The sequence below is a fragment of the Peptoniphilus indolicus ATCC 29427 genome (assembly GCF_000227315.1).
GTDB classification, from domain to species: domain Bacteria; phylum Bacillota; class Clostridia; order Tissierellales; family Peptoniphilaceae; genus Peptoniphilus; species Peptoniphilus indolicus.
On the sequence record NZ_JH165061.1, the window covers coordinates 974,993 to 980,140 of the forward strand.

The following is a 5,148-nucleotide window of genomic DNA, read 5'->3' on the forward strand; positions in this document are numbered from 1 at the left end:
TTAAAAAGATAAAAAAGTTTATGATAAAATTTGCGGAAATATTTGTCATTATTTGAATAAAGATATGAATATACTTGAACTTGCTTGTGGATCAGGGCAACTGTCGTTTAGTCTTTCAAGGTATACTAAAAGTTGGATTGCAACAGACTTCTCTGAACAAATGATTGTGGAGGCAAGGAAGCGTGGAAAATACAAAAACCTTACATTTGAAATAGCTGATGCAACATCATTATCTTTTGCAGATGGAAAATTTGATTGTGTTGTAATAGCTAATGCACTTCACATTATGCCTAAGCCGGATGAGGCAATGAAAGAAATATCTAGGGTATTAAAATCTAATGGTATTTTATTTGCTCCTACTTTTCTATGGAAAGAGGGGAAACAAAGAAAAATTATAAAAATGATTATGTCCATTTTAGGATTTAAGATGTATCAAGAATGGAATAAAAAGCAATTTGAAGAATTTATTGAGGAATATGGATTTTCAGTAGTTGAAATGAAACTGATATATGGAGGGCTTGCACCAGTTGGCGTGATGATTGCTAAAAGTGTAACATAACATATCTTTTTCTTAATTTCATACCAAAATACGATAGATTTCAAGAATTCTAAGAAATAAAATTTCTTTTCCTATATGCGTTATTAAAAAGATATTTTGAAATTATTTCAGACAAATATTGAAAATACAAAATGACAAGGTGAAAAGCAGTTGAGGATTTTTAAGTGAAAGCTGAAAAACTTTACTACAAAGAAATTATAGGCTACATCTTCTATGAAGCTCCAAGAGAAGAAAATAACTTCACAGCACTACTTGATACAATTGATTTTTTAGAAGTTAGAGAAGATGAATACCAAAGGACAGGCAAAGAACTGATGATCCAAGGAGAGATTATCGTAATGGATGGGGCAAATACATTTTTCAACTTAGAGGCGTAAGATCTTATGTATCATATAAATACTATATTACAAAACATAAGAACTACAAGTCCCTTGAGAATTATGACAAGAAGAATATACTTGGTATAGAAGATATACATAAAGATATGGAAGGGTGAAACTAAGCGGAAAGACCGTTATTAAAAGGATGAAATAGCATATAATAATATAAAATAGATAAAATTGGAGGTAATTTTTTGGATTTTATTATTTTGAAGATACAAATTATATATACGGCTATTATGTCAGGAATGATGCTTATGTATACAGTTACATTGGGGAGCTATTTTAATTATATCTTAAAAAATAAGATATTAAGCGGATTTCAAGATTATTCATCTTTTCGTTCAAATACTAATGTTAAAATAAATCACTCTATTATATTACTTGGGCAAATAATAGTATCAATCATATCTTTGATTTTAAATTACAATAAAGGTTTTAACCCATTATGCTTTAGCTTAATTGTTCCAATTATAATGTTGGTGTTGCATACATTAACAGGTTTTGGGGAAGTAGAGAATTTGGTAAATAGCGGAAAGAAAGTAGAAATGAATCAGATTGAAAAATATGTTACATGGAATATTCCACTTCATATTATATATTTTATCTTATATCTAATATCTGCTGAGCAACTACTTAGCCTATTTTAATAAGTAATAAATACAAATATTTTATTAAAACAGAATATAATAAAATCAAAGGTAATTTCAAAACGATATGATACTCCATAAGTAGACAAGGTAAATAACCAAAACTACTTATGGAGTTTTTTATTATTTGAAAATTTTAAGGAGGAATTAGAGTGGATGAAAATAATAGATTTTGATTTTCAATAGGATTAAGCCAATTTAAGGTCTGAATTGAAAGCCTGGTAGATCTATACAAATATCTTTTCATCTGATTAATTATTTTTTCAAGCTCTTACATACTTTTGATACTTTTTGCCCTATTTATCTTCAAACATGGCTAAATTTGTAAAAGTCAATTCTTCTGTAGATGCTCTATATACTGATTTTAAATCTTTCATTACTCCTTTTATATCTTTGAAATATACATATTTGGAGAGATTTCTTATTTGATGGATTATACATTTTTGTATCTCTGCTTTTGGATATACAACTTCTATTACTTGTGGTTTAAAGAATCCTTTTCTATCTCTTAGAATACTTAAGTCTATATATCCATAGGATTATTTAACAGTTTTTTTGCTTGAAGTGTTTCTTGCATTAAAGGTTAATGGATTTTCATCATATTCATAGGGTAAATGAGCATCTAATTCAGCTTTTAATATTTGTTTCATTGTATCACGTAAAAGATCTTTTAGAGCTTTTTGCAGGTCATATATTACTTCTGGTTGAAATTCTTCAATTAACATCTTAGATATTTTGTTTAACTTTGTTTATGGTCTCTTTCTTGGCATAAAAATTCCTCCTGATTAGTTATTGTTTACCATAATCAGGAGGTTATATACACAAAATTTTACACAATCTCGAAGAACTGTAAAAAAAAGTAGACTTTTATTTACATATAAATCACATACTAATTTAGTGATAGTAATCTTTTATAAAACAGTAAATTTAACATCTATATGTACTTTATTAGTATATCACAGTTTGTATTTTATTTCCTAAAATTATTGCCAATTAAAGTCTAACATTATTGACAGTTAAGGTAGAATCAAACCACAAAAATTACAAGAAGGAGGAGTTAAAAGGCAATAATTAAATAGAGACATACTATTAATTTTAGGTATTTTTGATGTGGTTTTAAAGCTTAGATATTAAATCAGTACAACTAATTAATGACAGGTAAATCTATATGACACAGGTCTTTATTAAGCAAAAAAAACTTAAAATCAAGTCACAAGGAGGAAAACATGACAAAAAAAATTAAAAGTTTACTAGCTATAATGATGGCGCTAGTAATGATTCTATCAGTAGGGTTTGGAAGTGAGAAGGCTTTTGCTTATGCAATTGCTAATCAGGGGAAAATTACAGTAAATAAAACAATAAAGGATAAGAAATATGCTATTTATAAAATCTTTGATTTAACTTATACAGGCGAAGATGAAAACAAAAATGTTTCTTATACCATTGCAGAAGATTGGAAAGATTTCTTTGAAAATGGCGCTGGAAAAAGTTATATCGTTAATGACAATACAGGAGAATTAAACCCTATAACAGTAGATGGCAAGGTAAAATATATTAATATCACTGAAGCGAATATTAAAGACTTTGCAAAAGCTGCACAGAGTCAACTAAGTAAGATGAATAAAACCGAAGTAAAAACGGCACAGGGAGAAACATTAGTTTTTGAAAACCTAGAGCTTGGTTACTACATGGTTAGTCCGGAAGGAGCTACAGAACCAACAGGTGAGAAGCATGGTTCAATCGTATCTTTAACATCAACCTTACCAGAAGTAACAGTGAACTCAAAAGGTAAGTATCCAACTATAACGAAAAAAGTGGATAAAAAGTCTGAAGACTATAGTAAGCCGGTTAAATTTACACTTGAATCTAAGATTCCCGATACAACAGGATATGATAAGTATGAATTTTTTGTAACAGATACCCTTTCAAAGGGACTTGAACTTGATACAGATACTATAAAAGTAAAAATTGGAGATAAACAAGAACAAACTGTAGGTATAGAAAAAAGTGCAAACTATTATTATGAAAAATCAGCGGGAACAGATGGTTCAACTGTTTTAAAGATATTTTTCAATATGAAAGAGCTACAAGAAGATGTAAATAAAAAACTTGAAATTACCTATCAAGCTAAAATAGGAAAAGATGCTCTAGTAGGAAATACTGGTAACCCAAACGAAGTTGAATTAGAATACAGCAATGACCCTAAAAATAATGATTCAAAAGAAAAAACACCAAAGGTTACTGTAAAAGTTTATACAGGGAAAATTAAGCTGATAAAACATGAAAAAGATAATGAGGGGAAAAAACTTCAAAATGCCGAATTTGTTTTATACAAAAAAGAAGGAGGCAACAAAGTTAAATACTATAAGTTAAATGAGAGTAGCGATAAAAAAGAAGTTATTTGGGTTGATGATATTAACCATGCTACAGTTGTTTATACGGATTTTGAAGGTAAAGCTGAGTTTAAAGGTCTAGCAGCCGGAACATTTTTCCTAAAGGAAACAAAAGCACCGGACGGATATAACCTACTAACAACAGATACAGAGGTTACGCTAACAGATGATGATTCAAGTACAAGTACATTAAAAATGGAAGCTGAATCCAAGATAGCAAACTCAAGCGGTATAGCACTTCCTGGCACAGGCGGTATGGGTACAACCCTATTTGCAGTTCTAGGTGGAGCAATCATCCTAATCGCACTATATAGTCTTGCAAAAGGAAAAGTAAAAAAAGAAAGGAACTAAAAAATCTTGGGTAGAGCCGGTTATCCGGCTCTGTTCAAATAAAAATTATTTATGGAAAAAAGCAAATCAATTTTTTTTCGTGTTCTTTTATTAATAGGTTGTAGTATTTTCTTCTACCCTACTATCAGCGACTATGTCAACAGCATCACTCAATCCAGAGCGATTGTTGAATACCAAGAAGCACTAAGTCAGTTTGAAGGGCTGGAGATTGAGCAAATAAAAGAAAGGGCGGATAAGTACAATCAAAATTTATTAAAGATAGAACATCCATTATCCAATCCTCTTTCACTCATAGGATATAGAGAAAACCTGGACCCTTTTAAAAACGGAATGATGGGAACAGTCACGATAGACAAAATAAATATAAACCTTCCTATCTACCACGATGTAAACGAGGGGGTTATCCAAGTAGGAGTTGGACACCTGCCGGGGTCATCTTTACCGGTAGGAGGTAAGGGTACTCATACCGTTATATCAACCCACAGCGGACTGCCGTCAGCCAAACTGTTTACCGATTTAAATAAGCTGAAAATTGGGGACGAGTTCATCTTATCTGTATTAGGTGATGATCTAACCTATAAAATAAATCAAATTATTACTGTTTTACCAAAAGAAGCAGAAGCCTTAAAAATAGAAGAGGACAAAGAATATGTAACCATGTTTACATGCACCCCTTACGGAATAAATACTCATAGGCTTCTAGTAAGAGGGGAAAGAATAATAAAAGATACAAACCATAAAGAAGTAAAAACTCTTGAAAAAGCGGAAAAAAATATAAAAACACATCTAATTAAGATGATAATTTTCTTGAGTGT

The 5,148-nt window shown here is 30.3% G+C and carries 6 protein-coding genes and 1 pseudogene; 5 read left to right on the plus strand and 2 right to left on the minus strand.

What is annotated here, in order from left to right; translation table 11 throughout:
* The first annotated feature begins 52 nt into the window (after positions 1–52).
* From HMPREF9129_RS04390 to HMPREF9129_RS04400, 3 genes and pseudogenes are all read left to right on the plus strand, one after another.
* On the plus strand, positions 53–559 hold the full coding sequence (locus tag HMPREF9129_RS04390) for a class I SAM-dependent methyltransferase (RefSeq protein ID WP_004820763.1): 507 nt from the start codon (positions 53–55) through the stop codon (positions 557–559).
* Positions 560–849: 290 nt separating this feature from the next.
* Positions 850–1,093, plus strand: a pseudogene (locus tag HMPREF9129_RS12790) (VirD4-like conjugal transfer protein, CD1115 family); the annotation flags it as partial.
* A 40-nt stretch (positions 1,094–1,133) separates the two neighbouring features.
* Positions 1,134–1,589, plus strand: coding sequence for a hypothetical protein (locus HMPREF9129_RS04400; RefSeq protein ID WP_040552303.1), 456 nt, complete (start codon positions 1,134–1,136; stop codon positions 1,587–1,589).
* Between the two features lie 296 nt (positions 1,590–1,885).
* Here HMPREF9129_RS04400 and HMPREF9129_RS12280 read toward each other — a convergent pair whose 3' ends face one another.
* Together HMPREF9129_RS12280 and HMPREF9129_RS12285 are read right to left on the minus strand one after the other, a co-directional pair.
* Positions 1,886–2,116 (minus strand): transposase, encoded by a 231-nt coding sequence (locus HMPREF9129_RS12280; RefSeq protein WP_306424714.1) that lies wholly within the window; start codon positions 2,114–2,116, stop codon positions 1,886–1,888.
* 12 nt (positions 2,117–2,128) lie between these two features.
* Positions 2,129–2,314 (minus strand): transposase, encoded by a 186-nt coding sequence (locus tag HMPREF9129_RS12285; RefSeq protein WP_004820766.1) that lies wholly within the window; start codon positions 2,312–2,314, stop codon positions 2,129–2,131.
* Between the two features lie 501 nt (positions 2,315–2,815).
* Between HMPREF9129_RS12285 and HMPREF9129_RS04415 the strand changes: the two genes are divergently transcribed.
* Together HMPREF9129_RS04415 and HMPREF9129_RS04420 are read left to right on the plus strand one after the other, a co-directional pair.
* Positions 2,816–4,333, plus strand: coding sequence for a SpaH/EbpB family LPXTG-anchored major pilin (locus tag HMPREF9129_RS04415; RefSeq protein WP_004820768.1), 1,518 nt, complete (start codon positions 2,816–2,818; stop codon positions 4,331–4,333).
* A gap of 51 nt (positions 4,334–4,384) precedes the next feature.
* Positions 4,385–5,148: class C sortase (locus HMPREF9129_RS04420; RefSeq protein ID WP_004820769.1), on the plus strand; the 764-nt coding region annotated here is incomplete at its 3' end.

Excerpts from the sequence above, each read along its gene's own strand:
- HMPREF9129_RS12285 (WP_004820766.1), bottom strand. The coding sequence starts at position 2,314 with ATGTTAATTGAAGAATTTCAACCAGAAGTAATATATGACCTGCAAAAA.
- HMPREF9129_RS04415 (WP_004820768.1), top strand. The coding sequence starts at position 2,816 with ATGACAAAAAAAATTAAAAGTTTACTAGCTATAATGATGGCGCTAGTA.